Consider the following 14996-nt stretch of genomic DNA (forward strand, 5'->3'; position numbering starts at 1 on the left):
TGCAATTATACTAAATTAACATTTAGGACTTCCTCGTTATCCCCAGTTCCAAGGTCGAAACATATTGAATTTTCCCTTCATCCAACAATTTCCGGACTTGCCCGATCACGACTTCTTCGTCCTCACCCAATTGACGCACCAACTCCCGGATATTCGTATTCTGTTCGGCAAGCACCTGCAAAATCTGTTCCTCCAAGCTCTTCCGCTCTTCCCGATGCAACCGTTTCTTCTTCCCGATACAGACATCACATATCCCGCAAGGTTTCTCTTCCTTCTGCCCGAAATACTCCATAAGCAAAAGCTGGCGACACGTTTCGTCATCCCGGATATAACGGGCCATGGCCCCGATCTTCGTGACAAACAATTCCTTCCGGTTCTCGTAAGCCTCCCTCCCGATTGTGATATAGGACAATGGCAACCGGGGCTGGTAATACACGATGTAAGGTTTCACGTCCCCCGGCACGTAGCGAATAATCTTACGCTTTGCCAGAGAAATAAAAGCATCATACAGCACCTTGCGTGTCACGTCGAGCTGATCAGCCAAAAAACCTTCGTCCACGTAAGCATCCTGCACGAAAATTCCGGCATAATTTCTCATCAGGAGAACCATAAGTCTTTCCAACAAGGGATCACCCGTCTCGAACTCGTACAACCGATCCCGTAACACGGTGAACATCACCCGGGAACGGGAATTTATATCCGTCGTGTACCCCAAGAACCCCGCGACCTCCAAAATACTGATGGCAGACATCACCCTCGCCTCGTTGAGTTTAAAATTACGGGCAAACAGTTTCAAATTGAACTCGAACGCCCGTCCCTGTCCTTCGCCCTCACCCAACTGGTAATAGTTCGCCAAGGCCTCGTACACCCTCAATATATAATCTTTCGGGGGAAAAGCATCATCAATCCGTTTTTGTAAACCACCCAAAGCTGCCCGGCTGGAAAGTAACACGGCGTATGCCCTTTTTCCATCCCGTCCGGCACGTCCCGCCTCTTGGAAATAGGCCTCCGGACTGTCCGGCACGTCATAATGCACCACCACCCGCACATCCGCCTTATCAATCCCCATCCCGAAAGCGTTCGTCGCCACCACCACGGGAACTTTTCCGCTTTTCCACGCCTCCTGCCGACGTGCCCGCTGCGCAGAAGACAACCCGGCATGATAAAAGTCAGACTTGATCCCCGACTTGTTCAGGAAAGCGGCAATCGAAGAAGCCTTCAACCGGGTACGCACGTACACGATCGCCCCCCCCTGCACCTTGGACAAAATATTGAATAATTCCAACGGCTTGGCCTCCGTGTCCCGGATCACGTAGGAAATATTTTCCCGCCGGAAACTTTTAGAGAGAACATTCGGGGTCGAAAAGTGCAGCTGTTTCTGAATATCCTCCACGACCTCCGGGGTAGCCGTGGCCGTGAGCGCCAGGGTAGCCACCCCGGGAAGGAATTCACGCACCTCCGCTATTCGCAGGTACGGGGGACGAAAATCATACCCCCATTGAGAAATACAATGAGCTTCGTCCACGGTAATCAGACACACGTTCATCAACCTCAATTTTTCCCGGAACCGTTCCGAGTACAATCGCTCGGGCGACACGTACAAGAACTTAACCGTATCATATATACATTTATTAATGATCGACTCCACCCGGTCACGCCTCATCCCCGTGTAGATCGCCTCGGCTGGAATCTGCCTGTTCTTTAAATCCTCCACTTGATCCTTCATCAGGGCAATCAACGGGGTCACCACCAGACAGACACCCTCCATCGCTAGCCCGGACACCTGGTACGTGAGCGACTTTCCCCCTCCCGTGGGCATAAGGGCAAGCGTGTCCTTTCCGTCCAGCACGGAACGGATAATCTCTTCTTGCAAGGATCGGAAATCATCGTATCCCCAGTAAGTCTTTAATATCTCTTTTATATCACGGGTCATTCTTCGAATTCTACTCGCAAAAATACAAAATAGACGAAAAAACTCTCACAAACTCGTATATTTAAATCGCTTTTTATTATTTTCGCCCGAATATTAATCGCATGAAATCATGAAACTACAACATATACTGATTTTTATCCCCTTCCTATGGGCTTGTAACGATAAGTTCGCGAAAAACGAGCAACCCGTGGCAAAGGTTTTCGACAAATACTTGCTGAAATCGGAAGTTTCCGGCTTTATTCCCCAAGGAACCCCCTCGAAAGATAGTCTCATCATGGCACAAAGCTACGTGCGGAACTGGATTACCAAAGAATTACTGTTGCACAAAGCGACCCAGAACCTGAGCGACGAGGAAAAAAACATTCGGAAACAAGTGGAAGACTATTCCTCTTCTATCTTGATCCATAAATACAAGGAGAAACTGATTTCCCAGAAACTCAGCCGGGAAGTAAGCGAACGTGAAATCTCGCAATACTACGACGCGAACAAATTCAACTTCGTGCTGAACACCCCGGTCGTGAGAGCCTTGTTCGTGGTGATTCCCAAATCCGCTCCGAACATTGAAAATGCTCGTAAATGGTTCCGTTCCAAGGAAGCCAAAGACCAGGAAGCGTTGGAAGAGTATTGCATCACGTCAGCCAAGAAATTCGATAACTTCAACGACCAATGGATCGAACTGCGTAACCTGCTGAACCTCCTGCCCATCACGTCGGCAGAATGGGAAAGTAAATATAAAAACAAGGAGTCCATCGAAATCGAGGACGACGAGAATCACTATTTTCTCAAGATCAACGAGCTACGCCAAGCTCATGAAACGGCACCTCTCGGTTACGTGAAAAAAGAGATTGAGATATTGTTGCTGAACAAACGTAAAATCTCCTTCGAAGAGAATCTGGAAAAAGACATCAACACGGAAGGTCTTCGGAAAGATTACGTCAAAATATATTAACAGGATTAGAAAAATGAAAATAAAAATGCGAAAACGAACGGATTATTCGCGGATTTGAAGAAAAAGTATTAGTTTAGAGCGTTTTTATTGAGTATAACCTTATTCATAAATTATGAGATATTTATCACTGCTTGTACTGTTATTTTTAGCTAGTTACGCCTCGGCACAAAAAAACGTGATCGACAAGATTATCGCTGTCGTGGGTGAAGAAATCGTGTTGAAATCGGATATTGAGAACCAATTTTTACATGAACAATCCCAAGGATTAGTAAATTCTTCCGCCGACTCTCGTACCAGAATATTAGAAAATTTATTGGTTCAGAAACTATTAGTGGCTCAAGCTAAGATAGATAGTATCGAGGTAACCGACACGGAAGTGGAAAACGCATTGAATTCACAATTGGAGCAATACGTGCAACACATCGGTTCCCGGGAACGTCTGGAAACCTACTTCGGAAAATCATACGAGGACATCAAGAACGAAATGCGTAGCCCGCTTCGGGAGCAGATGATCACGCAAAGGATGCAGTCCAAAATCGTGGAAAACGTTCGGGTAACCCCCTCGGAAGTCAGGTATTTCTACCGGAAATTCAACAAGGACAGTCTTCCGGAAGTACCCGATAAATACGAGATTCAACAGATCGTTATCAAACCGAGAATCAGCGATACCGAGAAGGAACGTATCCGTAACCGGTTGAGAGATTTCCGTGAAGAGATTCTTGCCGGCAAACAAACGTTCAACACGTTAGCTGTATTGTACTCGGAAGACCCCGGATCTGCCGCTAAAGGTGGTGAATTAGGTTACCAAACCAAGAGCGCGCTGGCCCCGGCATTTGCCGAAGCTGCCTTCAGCTTGAAACCCGGCAGGGTATCTAAAATCGTGGAAACAGAATTCGGTTTCCATATTCTTCAATACATCGACCGCCAAGGAGACAAAGTAAACGTGCGCCACATCCTGCTCCGTCCCCGGATTTCCGATGAAGAACGGCAAGAAGCAATCCAGCATTTGGACACCGTGTTGACTTACATCCACGACGGGAAAGCCACGTTTGAAGAAGCCGCGGCTTATTTCTCCATGGACAAAAAGACCAGAAACAACGGCGGATTGATTTTCAACGAGGAAGACGCTGATTCCAAACTCCCCAGAGAAACCATCGAAGGAGAAATGGCCCGTCAGGTAAACAAACTGAAAGTGGGTGAAATTTCCTCTCCTTTCTTGGATCAGACACGTACAGGCGAAGAATACAAGGTGATCAAAATCAAGGCTTACTATCCTTCCCACACGGCTAACCTGGACGATGACTGGATCAGTTTTGAAAACGGGTTGAAAAGCAAGAAACAACAGGAAGTACTTGATAAATGGATCAAGGAAAAACAAGCAAACACCTATATCCATATCGACGAAGATTACAAGAACTCCAAATTCCATTATGACGGATGGTTTAAGTAATTGACAAGCTAAGATTTACAATTAAAGATTGATGATTTTTCCGCGATGAGAGCAGGTTTATGGGTTGGGATATTATGTATTGTATGGGGACTACTCCCCTTGCAGACAGTTGTAGCACAGGGAAATAAAAAAGCTAAAGTCAAGATCGTTAATGCCGATAGTTTACTGGTGGGAACGCTGGGCAAACCGTCTAGGTTTATCGGGAACGTACACATGACGCATGAAAACACGCTCATGTGGTGCGATAGTCTCTACCAGTATGAACTACCGGACTCCAACTATCTTGAAGCATTCGGCCACGTGCGGGTGATCAAAAACGATAGCATCCGAATGTCCGGTGACTACATGTACTATGATGCCAACAAAAAACTGATTCAAGTCCGCCGGAACGTCACGCTGGAAGATCCCCAGATGATCCTGACCACCGATTTTCTGGATTATGACGGACTATTCGACATCGGGTATTACTTCAACTGGGGACAACTGAAAGATAGCCAGAACACGTTGGATAGTAAAAAAGGAAACTATTTTACCCAAACGAAGATAGCCCTCTTCAAAGACAGCGTGAAAGTGAATTCTCCCGAATACCTGATCTTCTCGGACACCTTGAAATATAACACGGAAACCAAACTGGTTTCCATTCTGGGCCCCACGAACATATACGGGAAAGGAGACGAAAATAACACCCTCTACTCCGAGGATGGATGGTATGACTCCAACTTGGGACACGCAGAACTGTACAAGAACAACCGGGTCACGCACCAGAGTTACGAGGGGGTGGCCGATACCATGGTCATCGACAGTATAACCGGAATGGCTTATCTCTACTGGAATGTCACGCTTGTGGACACCGTGAACAACGTGATTGTGAAAGGTGAATACGCGCAAATGGACCGGGAACAAAACAAGGCATTCGTCACCGACAGCGCCCTGTTAATCATGGTCGGAAAGCAAGATTCTCTTTTCGTACACGGGGATACCCTGTTCATGGATCAGGACTCTGCCAAGAACCAGATTTTACGGGCTTACTATAAAGTCAAGTTCTTTAGTCAGGACTTGCAAGGATTGTGTGATTCGATGGTCTACCTTTCTGTCGACTCCACCATCACACTCTACAATGAGCCTGTGGCATGGGCCAGTGGCAACCAAATGACCGCCGAAAAGATTTCCTTGCTCACGGGAAACGGAACGATTAAGGAATTCTACCTGAATACTAAGGCCTTCATGGTCTCTCGAAGGGAGGAAACCGAGATGTATGACCAGATCAAAGGGCGAAATATGACCGGCTATTTCCGGGATAACGAACTCTACATGGTGTACGTGAACGGTAACGGGGAAACCATCTACTTCCCCGATGATAAAGGAAACATCATTGGTGTTAACACCGCCAATAGCTCCAACATCCGCATCATGATCGACAAACGGAAAGTCACGGACATCGTCTTCATCAACAAGCCCGACGGGGAACTCAATCCCTTGTTCTTGGCCGATCCCGAAGAAGCCCGTCTGAAAGACTTCCGCTGGTTGAAATACATGCAACCATTGAACAAATTCGACATCTTCAAAGAAACCAAAGAACCCGACCCTGTCGAGAAAGAAGAGGAAGAAAAAGAATAATGTAATCAAATTAAACAAAGGATGCATTATGATGACAAACAAAGCAAGATCATATAATTCCAAAGCCAAGAAACAATCATCACAGCATAAGCACCTTCAATCTATCAACACAAAGCACAAGAAGTGCATCAATCTTTATACCCAGCAAGCAATGATTGATGCAAAAGAAGGTAACACGATCAAATGTGATAACTTTGAAGATTATTTAAAGCACTTAAAATTCTCATAATCTTATCAGAATTCCCTAACGCTGTTCATAGTATATTTTTTTACATTTGTGAAAAATAAAACGATATGCAGCTCCGGAAAAACCTTAACCTCTACTTATCGGGCATCGTGGTCTTCACGCTGACCATACTCTTGTTGTCTACAGCCTTTGCCCTCGACGAGAGTTTAGGGAACCGGGTAGCTAAGATTTTTTGGTTCTACAAAGTTATTATCGTGGCAGGAATTGCCTGCATACCGCTCGCATGGATGCGTCCTTTCCGTTTTTCGATAACTGACCTGCTGGTTCTCCTTTATGCGGGCTATACCCTCTGTAACGACTATTTCGCGGGGACAATCGCTCCCACCCGAACGAGCCTCTTCATCTTGATCATCGTCACGTATTTCATATTCCGACGGCTGACAACATTCGCCCCGCTCGGTTTCACGCACGCGGCACTCCTGCTCACCGGGGCAATAGAAGCCATCTGGGGACTCGCCCAACTATACGGTTTTACCCCCTCCCAACACAGCCGTTTCGAACTGACCGGATCATTCTTCAACCCCGGCCCCTATTCCGGATTTCTAGTTGCCATACTACCGTTAGCTTTATACTACACGCTTACTGCCTGCCGGATAGCCCGCATCCTGTCGGGAGTGATTCTCGTACTTCTCCTGCTCGTCCTGCCCGCCACGTTAAGCCGTGGGGCTTGGTTAGCCGCCATCGCGGGATGCGGAATTGTACTAGGTAACTACTTTCACCTCTATAACCGGTTGAAGTTTTTATTTCAAAAACATCGGCTCGCCTCCTTCATCGCAACGATCTGTATATTCCTCCTAGTCACCGGGACTCTCATCGGGATATACCAGTTAAAAAAAGAATCTGCCGATGGACGCCGACTCATCTGGAAAGTCTCGTCCACCCTCGTAGCCTCCCATCCGGCAACAGGCGTCGGGTTCGGGCATTTTGCCGGGGCCTACGGGGAAGCCCAAGCCGCCTATTTCTCTGCCACGGAGCGCTCTGCGGGAGAAGAACTCGTGGCCGATGCCCCCGAGACAGCCTTCAACGAATTCGTGCAAACCGCGACGGAAACCGGAATCATCGGTTTATTACTTTTCCTGACAATCATTTTTTGGGCCTTCAAAACCGCCCGGCATCCTGACAATAAAGTCACGGCAGGCGTGACCGGTTCGTTAGCCGCGTTCCTCGTTTTTGCCTGCTTCTCCTACCCGTTCAGCGTGTTGCCCCTTCTCGTCCTCTTCACGCTACTCTTGGCACAATGTACCTCGATACAACGGGGTTCCCGTTGGCTCTCCGGCATCTTCTACCTGTTCCTGCTTCTCCCGGTCTATTTCCTCGCCACCGGGCAACAGGAACGGGAACAAGCCTACAAATGCTGGAAATCCGAACAAATCTATTTTAACATGCAGATATTCGAACGCACCGTAGATAATTACAAGAAACTCTACCCTCTTCTGAAGGATCAACCCGCCTTTCTCTTTGAATACGGGCAATGCCTCTCCCGCACGGGACAACCCGAAGCCAGTAACCTCATCCTTGAAGAGGCTGCCCGCCTGTCCGCCGATCCCATGATCCGTAACATCATGGGCAAAAACTACCAAACCATGAAACAATATCCTCAAGCTGAATCTGCTTTCCTGAAAGCCTCCCACATGGTCCCCAACCGCCTCTACCCGCTCTACCTACTCGCCAAGATGTACCACGAAAGCGGCCAAACCGACAAGGCCATCACCACCGCCCGCCTACTACTCGAAAAAGCCCCCAAAGTCCCCTCTTCCGCCACCGAGGAGATGAAACGGGATATGCAAAAACTAATTAGAGATACACTTCACTTGACAAACTATTTCAAGATAGAATGTGATAATGTCGAAGATAAAAATACAATTGAAATATAGTACAAATATAGCAATTATTTCAAATACGATTGAAATATATTCCTTGAGTTTTGTCTTAATCATCAAATAAAAGCCATGAAAGCCAATCGTGCTAACCAAGGACTACATCATTGCCCTGCAACAAGACGAGGACACGGAACTACCCCGACCGGAAGACACCAACGGAATCCGTGATTTTTCAAAAGTCCCCAACACGATTCTCGTGTACGATTACGAGTTCAACCTGCAAAAGATCATCAACATGAGTATGCCCATCCTGCGTATCGCGGGTAACAGCGATTCCAATACGCTATACGCGGTAGGTATCGACTTGGACTTTTGCATCTTAACGTACGAAATATAAGTCCTTGTCATGATTGGAGATTGTTCTGAAATTTTAGTCGTATATTACAACTGTTTTGTCAGTACAAAAATATTTTTTCTTATGACTGACCCAAAAATACAATAATAAATATTCAATATTCAATATTCGTGATGACTAGTAACAGAATCTTAAGATATCAATAATACACGCCTCATCACCCTTTCGATATAACAATTTTTCTTTATGCCATGATATTCAAGATATAATTCTCACCCCGTATCTTTTTCAATTTTATTCTCGGGTCCTTTTCTACAAGTTTTCTTATGTACGAGATATATGAACGTAATTCATCAATCAAAGAATCATCATTATCTTTCTCCGGGTGTCGGTTCCATATCTGCATACACAGATCCCCCGGGGCAATTCCTTTATCTCTATTAGAACAAAGGATAGATAAAATACGTCCAGGCATATAATTTAACTGGTAATCTTTACCATCAACGGTTAACACGAAAGTCAATCTGTTGAAACTTACTCTATCTGTAAGTCGGTCCACCATACCCTTTCCCCAAGCATGGTTCAAAACTTTTTCCAAACGAGTCTTAAATTCACTTAAAGAAATAGCTTTATCTATATATTCATCCGCCTCGTATCCCTCATCTATCAACAAGGTATGCTTATTCGTTGAACTGAATATCACGACCGGAGTACGGTCACCTCTTGATCTCAACCATTTCAAAATTTCGTCTCCTTGCTTACCGGGTAAAACCACATCCAACAGCAACAAATCGAAATCCTCATGCTTGTACATCTCCACAGCTTGATCGCCATCCTCAACCGCACACACGTCATATCCCATCGCAATCAAATTATCCCGATAAACTTCCCGGGTCTCGGCCTCATCTTCAGCGTACAAGATCCTTATTTTTCGTCCTTCTTTTTCCATACGGGTATCAATATTTTAAAACAACTACCTTTTCCTAATTCACTTTTAACTTCTATCTTGCCTTTCATCTTTTCTACAATTTCAATCACGTAAGGTAAACCTCTTCCACTTCCGTTCTCTCCCGTTCCCTCCACCCGGTAATACTCGTTAAATATAACCTTCTGATCTTTATCACTAATCCCGATCCCCTGATCTTCAACCTCTATCACCATCTTGTTACCCGCCTTGTACACACGTACCCATATCCGAATTTCATCCTTCGAGTATTTCACGGCATTATCCAATAAATTACGAACAATCAATGTCAAACATTCCACTGACGAATAAACCGTATGATCCGGCAACTGATAATCCAATTCTATTTTTGGTGATTTTTCTCCCTTATTCGCCTCCTTCTGTTGATTGATCAAATCCTCCAACAATGTTTTCAAATTTACATCCGTCAATTTTAACTTTGTTTTGTGCAATATAGAACAGACAAGCATACATTCATCCATTCCCTGCAAAATCTCGTTCAAACGCGCATAAACCCGTTTCGCTTTTTGTTGTCCTTTCTCCGGCTCCGAACATTTCAGTTCGAACCATTGCATGATACCGTTAAGCTCTTTCACCGGGGTTTTCAGACTATGCAGATCATCCCCCATCCATTTTACCTGATACTTCCGTTTCTCTTTCTGACGACGATAAGCTGACACGAATGTAATAGCAAGCCCGGCCAACGCCCCTCCTGCGATAAGCATCCACACGACCAATGGAATATATCTCTTGTAATATTCACGAGGTAATAAATAATAAACATTAATACTTTCCCCGCTAAGAAATCCCAATTGAATATTTCCGGCTAACTTCACCCTTTCAGGTAAACATTCCACCCGGGGAAAAACCTCCAGCACCTTCCCTGTGGAATCCACACGCTGAAAAATAACAAATAACCCTCCCAAACGGCCATTCAGATTCTCTCCCACCACGCTATCTAATATCTGTAAAGTTATTGGTTGCATCACGTTCAAATCACAAGCAAGCCTTAAATAAACATCTTCCACCCTATCTCTCGAATCCAACTTAAATACATACGAAGAATCTCCCCGAATCACGACTACCTCACGTCCCCCTTCTTGAAAATAATAGCCACGCATTCCCCCACCACAAGCCATTGAACCCTTATTATTCCAATCCTCGACCTGCCATCGAACACAATCATATAATTCTTTCTCTACCCGAAATGTATCGTACTGATAAACAGCCATCACACCCCAAAACTGTAAAAAAAGAACAAGGGCAATAATCATGAGAATGGCTATCACCTCACTCGTAACAGAGAACTTTTCCCATATATTTCTACATGATCTTATCATACATTACTTTCTCATTTAATTCTCATAAAAGTTATTGTTTACACTACACACATACCCTAACTTTGCTTAAGAATGAAATACCAATTACAATATTAATTAAAATAACGACATCATGAAAACAATTATCCAAAAAGTTGCGATATTCGTGTATTTGTGTACAATATTATGCCTGTTTTCCAGTTTTATTACTTGCGAAAAAGAAAATGATCTAAAACTCCGTAACATTGAAGTTCTCTCACGGGGAGAAGATAATCCAAAATCAAAATGTGAAGAAGACGATGGAATTTGTATTGAGAATGGAATCGTATATAAAGGAATGCGTGTAAAAATCGAAAAATAAACCAATCATGAAAAAAATACTCTATATCGTCATATTTTTAGCGGCTTGTTCCGAGGACAATTACTTGAATGAGCCACAAGAATTCCAGACTTCCGGTAACGAAGTCCACGCTGATTTCGTAGCGAACCTTTCTGACTATGGAATTTCTTACCCGTCAAAAATAACCAAACATGGAAACCTCCTTGCCGTGAGTCAACGGTATGGAGAAACTAACGTCAGTCTTGTTGACTTGACCACACGTACCACGAATCCGTGGTTACCTTTCGGGGGTGGCACAAACGAGGCCTATTCCGTTTATAATCTTTCAGTAAATCAACGGGGAGAACTTGCCGCTTTTGATTTCAACACCGGAATACTCCACCGTCACAACCCGACTGCATCAAGTCGTTCGGCTAGCACTCCACCTCTTTTATTAACCGGAGAAGAAAAACATCTCTCCGTCATACAAGGAGACAATTTCATCATCTCAACCGGGCTTTACGAGCAAGGGCGCTATCGCTTCTATTCGTTAGACGACAATCAGGCAACGTACTTTGTCTCGTACCCCGAACATCCTCAATATCCCGATCTATCCCGACATCTGCAAAGCATCCTTTGGGCCAGCACGGTCCTGCGCCTTCGCCCGGACAACAAAACATTTGTCTGCACCGACATCCGTAGCGGACAGATCGACATTTGCAACATCGAAGGGAATTCCATTTCATTAATCTGCCGCCATTGTTACTACTATCCTCATGTCGACATAGACCCGAAAGCCCATGCTCCCGTGGCATACTACATGGATAACCTTTCCGGATTCCGGGATGTTGCCGTTTCAAACGATCGCATTTTCGTGCTTTATTCCGGGAAAACATACAAGGATGAAAAACAAAACATAGCAAACTGTTCAACCTTGCTCGTCTTCGACTGGGAGGGAACATTACTCGAAACCCGCACTCTTCCCCAAATGGCAACGTTCATCTCTTACGACATAGAAGAAAACGCACTCTACGGGACCACTCCCGACGCTCAACTGGTTCGCTATAATATATAGGTATAAAATCATGAAAAAGAATCACTCCATATTATTCATCGCGTTAATGATTGCCTCTTTGGGTGTCATCACCACTTGGTTCGCGTTCACCACCCAACCCGACAACTTTAGTAATGCCCCGCTTACGACCATCGAAATCCCGCGGGATTCCATCAACCTGAAAACAATCCGCTACGATGAACAACCACTGGCTATATTCACTCTAAAGAACACGGGTACACATCCCCTTCTCATAAAAGACGTGCTTACCACCTGCGGCTGTACCAACCCGCAATGGGAAAAACGCCCCGTCCTACCCGGACAAACAAGGGAAATCATTGTCACGTTCAAGCCCAACTCGCTCGGACGTTTCACGAAAACGATACAGGTGTTATGTAACACCACGCTCAAGTTGCACGACCTGAAGCTAGAAGGTTTCGTGACAGAATAAGGAAGTCTAACGTTATTAAAACAATAAAAGGGGGTAAAATGGCGGTGCCGGAACAATCCTAGCAAGAAAGCCCCCGACACCGCCTCATCTCCTAAAAAAGAAGAAAGTGTAAAGATAAAAAAAATTGAGACACACGTCATCTCTCTCGTTGAAACGATATATACTTGAAAAAGGACGGAAAGGAATTTAAAATTATAAAAATAATAACAGCTATGAAAAAGAGTATTTTCGTACTATTAGCAAGCTTTTGCATTGCATTATTTTTTGCAATGAACGTGAGTATCAACCTATCTAAAGATCAGTCCAAAAGTGGACTTGCATTGAAAAACATCGAGGCATTAGCATGGGGGGAAGATACTTCACAATTATGGTTTAGACAAGATGAAGATTGCGTATATTCCTATAGTGGAAGTGCAAACAAAAGTGTTTCTATAAACGTTGGGGGAAACATAATTAGTGGCAAATTTGACCGCCAAGGAAAGTTTACTTATCGAATATCAGATGCACAAACACATTGTACTAGTGGAGGGCATGAACAATGTTCTGCGAGATATTGTCCTGTTGCCTTTCTAATTTAATAAATTCCGTGAGTAAAATTAACAATATAATTTTACTCACTTTGTCTCATTTTACCACGTATCCTTATGAAAAAATTAACTTATATCATAATATTAATCACATGCTTATTGGGATGCCAACACAAAAGCATGAATACAACATGCATCAATTTTGACTTCACTCAACGCATGAAAGACATTCATTCGATTGATCTGATTAAAAATTACAAACTTATTCCTTTAGAAACAAGAGATAGCGTTATTATTGGAAAAATAGATAAAGCGATTTTGTATAAAGACCAAATATACATAGCTACATTTCATAGGGATCAAGCTGTTTACATCTTTAATTTACAAGGAAAATTCTTGCACAAAATAAATACAATAGGTCGTGGACCTGAAGAATATCTACAATTATCAGATATTTTTATTGATGAAAATAATCAGACTCTAAATTTATTATCAAGAATAGATGCAAAACTCCTAACATATGATATTAATAACCTAAATATTATCAAATCATCTCCACTCCCAAAAGCATTCTATAAAATGATTTCGTTGAAAGATCGCTACTTAGGCCATTCTGGCAATTACACCCAAGATAAAGATGAACCTTACAATTTATGGGATATGGATTTAGATTTTAGAATTATAAATAAAGCCATAGTTATTGATCCTCGTTGGGAAAGTAAAATGGCAAATATTCGCCCTTTATCTACATACCAAGACACAATATTTTATATCACACCTACTGATTTTAATATTTATCAATACGATGGAAAAAAAGTTTCCATTTCCCATTCTGTGAATTTTGGAAAATACCAATTACCCTCAGAACAAATTTCCTACGATGAGTATAAAAAATATTGTTTATCACCATATTACATTACAGCAATAAGAATATTTCAAGAAACGCCCAATTATTATCTTTATTGGGTTGTTGAATCCGGACAAGATCGTTTATGCGTATATAACAAAAAGAATCAAGAATCTACAATTTGCGAACTCACCCCTTATTCCGGGAAATATTTCATTTCTTTTGGAGATATTATTGATATTACTCAAAAACATATTATTACATCTGTCGAAGCATCGGAGATGAATGAATATTTAAAAGGATATAATGAATATGTCAATTTCGAAAAGGAATATCCAGAACAAATACATCGAATGAGAAAAGAATTACCGGACATAAAAGAAGATGATAATCCCTGTATTGTTGTTTATTTTCTATAACGTCCCATCCACACCTATTGATATTAGCTATTTATTAATAACAATATTCAAGGCTATGCAAAAAATACAACACATATCATACATATTAATATTATCACTTCTTTTTTCCTGCAATCCTCAAAAAGAAAAAGCTAAATACATTGTTAACAAATGGCTAAAGCAAAGAATTATATTACCCGATTCTATAAATTCAAAACAAGATTCTCTTTGGAGGGTTATGCTTGATAAAAAATTTAAACTACTTACTATAATTGATACAAGCAATTGTACTACATGCCGATTAAGATTATATGATTGGGAAAAATATATTAAAGATATGGATTCTACCAATTCTAACATTGCATTTCTTTTTATTGTCCATGCAAAAGACTATAATGCAATTGACCTTATAAAGAAAAAAAACAAGTTTACCTATCCTATATTCTATGATTATAAGAATAAAGTCGGAAAACTTAACACATTTCCTAAAGATCCCCGTTTTCAAACTTTTTTATTAAACCCCAAAAATGAAATTATTTTAATAGGTAACCCTATCGATAACAAATATTTATGGGATTTATACAAACAAACGATCATAGATAAATGAAACCATTAATTTACTTCATAACTATTTTAACCATCATATCCTGTACCCAACAGGATATGATAATCGGGAGAAACATTCTCATAAAAGAGTTTCCCCAAGAAATCAACCTTAGCGGGGAAAAACTTGATATTACGAGTAT

The 14996-nt window shown here is 42.6% G+C and carries 14 protein-coding genes; 11 read left to right on the forward strand and 3 right to left on the reverse strand.

Features of this window, described 5'->3' with window-relative positions:
• Positions 1–22: 22 nt before the first annotated feature.
• A complete protein-coding gene (locus tag I2I33_RS02870) occupies positions 23–1933 on the reverse strand; it encodes an ATP-dependent DNA helicase RecQ (RefSeq protein WP_087420072.1) in 1911 nt (636 codons plus the stop codon).
• Positions 1934–2042: 109 nt separating this feature from the next.
• Between I2I33_RS02870 and I2I33_RS02875 the strand changes: the two genes are divergently transcribed.
• From I2I33_RS02875 to I2I33_RS02895, 5 genes are all read left to right on the forward strand, one after another.
• The gene (locus I2I33_RS02875; RefSeq protein ID WP_087420071.1) at positions 2043–2882 is read left to right on the forward strand and encodes a peptidylprolyl isomerase; all 840 of its coding nucleotides are present in this window, start codon (positions 2043–2045) and stop codon (positions 2880–2882) included.
• A 112-nt stretch (positions 2883–2994) separates the two neighbouring features.
• The gene (locus I2I33_RS02880) at positions 2995–4332 is read left to right on the forward strand and encodes a peptidylprolyl isomerase (RefSeq protein ID WP_087420070.1); all 1338 of its coding nucleotides are present in this window, start codon (positions 2995–2997) and stop codon (positions 4330–4332) included.
• Between the two features lie 45 nt (positions 4333–4377).
• Entirely contained in the window at positions 4378–5949 is a 1572-nt protein-coding gene (locus I2I33_RS02885; RefSeq protein ID WP_087420069.1) for an OstA-like protein, read from the forward strand.
• A gap of 294 nt (positions 5950–6243) precedes the next feature.
• Positions 6244–8070, forward strand: coding sequence for an O-antigen ligase family protein (locus I2I33_RS02890; protein WP_087420067.1), 1827 nt, complete (start codon positions 6244–6246; stop codon positions 8068–8070).
• 88 nt (positions 8071–8158) lie between these two features.
• Positions 8159–8413 (forward strand): hypothetical protein, encoded by a 255-nt coding sequence (locus tag I2I33_RS02895; protein ID WP_087420066.1) that lies wholly within the window; start codon positions 8159–8161, stop codon positions 8411–8413.
• A 202-nt stretch (positions 8414–8615) separates the two neighbouring features.
• Here the strand turns inward: I2I33_RS02895 and I2I33_RS02900 are convergent, their stop codons facing one another.
• Together I2I33_RS02900 and I2I33_RS02905 are read right to left on the reverse strand one after the other, a co-directional pair.
• Entirely contained in the window at positions 8616–9320 is a 705-nt protein-coding gene (locus I2I33_RS02900) for a response regulator transcription factor (protein ID WP_087420065.1), read from the reverse strand.
• Positions 9296–10675 carry a sensor histidine kinase gene (locus I2I33_RS02905; protein ID WP_087420064.1) on the reverse strand — a complete coding sequence of 460 codons (1380 nt, stop codon included), beginning with the start codon at positions 10673–10675 and terminating at the stop codon, positions 9296–9298. Before I2I33_RS02905 ends, I2I33_RS02900 begins: the two co-directional genes overlap by 25 nt.
• Before the next feature lie 112 nt (positions 10676–10787).
• On the opposite strand from I2I33_RS02905, the gene I2I33_RS02910 reads away from it, so the two are divergent.
• The 6 genes from I2I33_RS02910 to I2I33_RS02935 all read left to right on the forward strand — a co-directional run bounded on the left by I2I33_RS02910 (position 10788) and on the right by I2I33_RS02935 (position 14857).
• The gene (locus I2I33_RS02910; RefSeq protein WP_087420063.1) at positions 10788–11015 is read left to right on the forward strand and encodes a hypothetical protein; all 228 of its coding nucleotides are present in this window, start codon (positions 10788–10790) and stop codon (positions 11013–11015) included.
• Between the two features lie 7 nt (positions 11016–11022).
• A complete protein-coding gene (locus tag I2I33_RS02915; RefSeq protein WP_087420062.1) occupies positions 11023–12048 on the forward strand; it encodes a BF3164 family lipoprotein in 1026 nt (341 codons plus the stop codon).
• A 10-nt stretch (positions 12049–12058) separates the two neighbouring features.
• Complete coding sequence (locus I2I33_RS02920) at positions 12059–12478, forward strand: DUF1573 domain-containing protein (protein WP_087420061.1); 420 nt, start codon at positions 12059–12061, stop codon at positions 12476–12478.
• A gap of 212 nt (positions 12479–12690) precedes the next feature.
• Entirely contained in the window at positions 12691–13056 is a 366-nt protein-coding gene (locus I2I33_RS02925) for an NVEALA domain-containing protein (RefSeq protein WP_140402551.1), read from the forward strand.
• A 129-nt stretch (positions 13057–13185) separates the two neighbouring features.
• Positions 13186–14271: a 6-bladed beta-propeller gene (locus I2I33_RS02930; protein WP_162613721.1), complete on the forward strand. Its 1086-nt coding sequence runs from the start codon at positions 13186–13188 to the stop codon at positions 14269–14271.
• 55 nt (positions 14272–14326) lie between these two features.
• Positions 14327–14857, forward strand: a complete 531-nt coding sequence (locus tag I2I33_RS02935) for a hypothetical protein (RefSeq protein ID WP_140402550.1) — start codon at positions 14327–14329, stop codon at positions 14855–14857.
• Positions 14858–14996: the final 139 nt, after the last annotated feature.

It is taken from the genome of Butyricimonas sp. BSD2780061689_150309_C8 (genome assembly GCF_015560935.1).
GTDB lineage: Bacteria > Bacteroidota > Bacteroidia > Bacteroidales > Marinifilaceae > Butyricimonas > Butyricimonas paravirosa.